Origin of the sequence: Sphingopyxis sp. (assembly GCF_025869345.1) — a bacterium.
In the GTDB taxonomy this organism is placed as follows: domain Bacteria; phylum Pseudomonadota; class Alphaproteobacteria; order Sphingomonadales; family Sphingomonadaceae; genus Sphingopyxis.
In genome coordinates, this window is the sequence record NZ_JAOZVW010000092.1 from 1 (window position 1) to 1,081 (window position 1,081).

The window sequence follows — 1,081 nt, forward strand, 5'->3', positions numbered from 1 at the left end:
AGCGGGACCCCGGATCAAGTCCGGGGTGACGAGGAGGGGAGGAGGGGAGCGTCATGCGAGCCGCGTTCCTTTCGGAATCGCCCGCCCGCGCAGCAGTTCGGCGGCATCCATCGCGGGTTTGCCTGCGCGTTGCACCCGTGTCGCGCGGATCGCGCCGGGGTTGCAGGCGATCGTCAGCGCGTCGTCGAGCGTCACTCCCGGCGCCGCCCCCGCGACCGTCTCCGCCGGGTGGACGACCTCGGCAGCCAATATCTTGTAGCGCTCGCCGTCCAGCTCGAAGAAGGCGCCCGGCATCGGGTCGAAGGCGCGGATCTGGCGTTCGACCTGCACCGCGCTGGTCAGGAAATCGAGCCGCGCCTCGCTCTTGTCGATCTTCGCGGCATAAGTGACGCCCGCGTCCGGCTGCGGCACGGGCGCGAAGGCGGAAAGGTCGCTCAGCACCGTCACCATCATCCGCGCGCCCATTTCGGCGAGTTCGCCGGTGAGCGCGCCCGCGCTCTTGCCCGCGACCGGGGTCGTCTCGACCAGCCGCATCGCGCCGGTGTCGAGCCCGGCGTCCATCTGCATGATCGTCACGCCGGTCTCGGAATCACCCGCCAGGATCGCGCGCTGCACCGGCGCCGCGCCGCGCCAGCGCGGCAGGATCGAGCCATGGACGTTGAGACACCCCGTGCGCGGCGCATCGAGCACCGCCTGCGGCAGGATCAGGCCGTAGGCCGCGACCACGGCGACATCGAGGTTCAGCGCGGCGAACTCCGCCTGCTCCTCGGCGGATTTCAGGCTCTTCGGGGTGCGGGCGGGCAGGGCGTGCGCGTCGGCCCAAATATGCACCGCGCTTTGCTGCACTTTCTTGCCGCGCTGCGCCGGGCGCGGCGGCTGGGTGTAGACGGCGGCGATCTCGTGCCCCGCCGCGTGAAGCGCGGCGAGCGTCGGCACCGCAAAGGGCGGCGTTCCCATGAAGGCGATGCGCATGGGGAGGCGCTTTGGCGGAGGTTGCAGCGCGGTGCAAGACTCACGCTTCTTTGTTTCGTCACCCCGGACTTGATCCGGGGTCCCGCTTTCCACCGTCGCTGAGCGGGAC

General features: G+C 70.7%; 1 protein-coding gene. It reads right to left on the bottom strand.

Annotated features, from left to right (window positions below):
• Positions 1-51: 51 nt before the first annotated feature.
• Complete coding sequence (gene fmt, locus OJI97_RS09890) at positions 52-972, bottom strand: methionyl-tRNA formyltransferase (protein WP_297663076.1); 921 nt, start codon at positions 970-972, stop codon at positions 52-54.
• Positions 973-1,081 lie beyond the last annotated feature (109 nt).

What these genes read in the sequence shown, in the direction of transcription:
- fmt (WP_297663076.1), bottom strand. Translation starts at nt 972, where the DNA reads ATGCGCATCGCCTTCATGGGAACGCCGCCCTTTGCGGTGCCGACGCTC.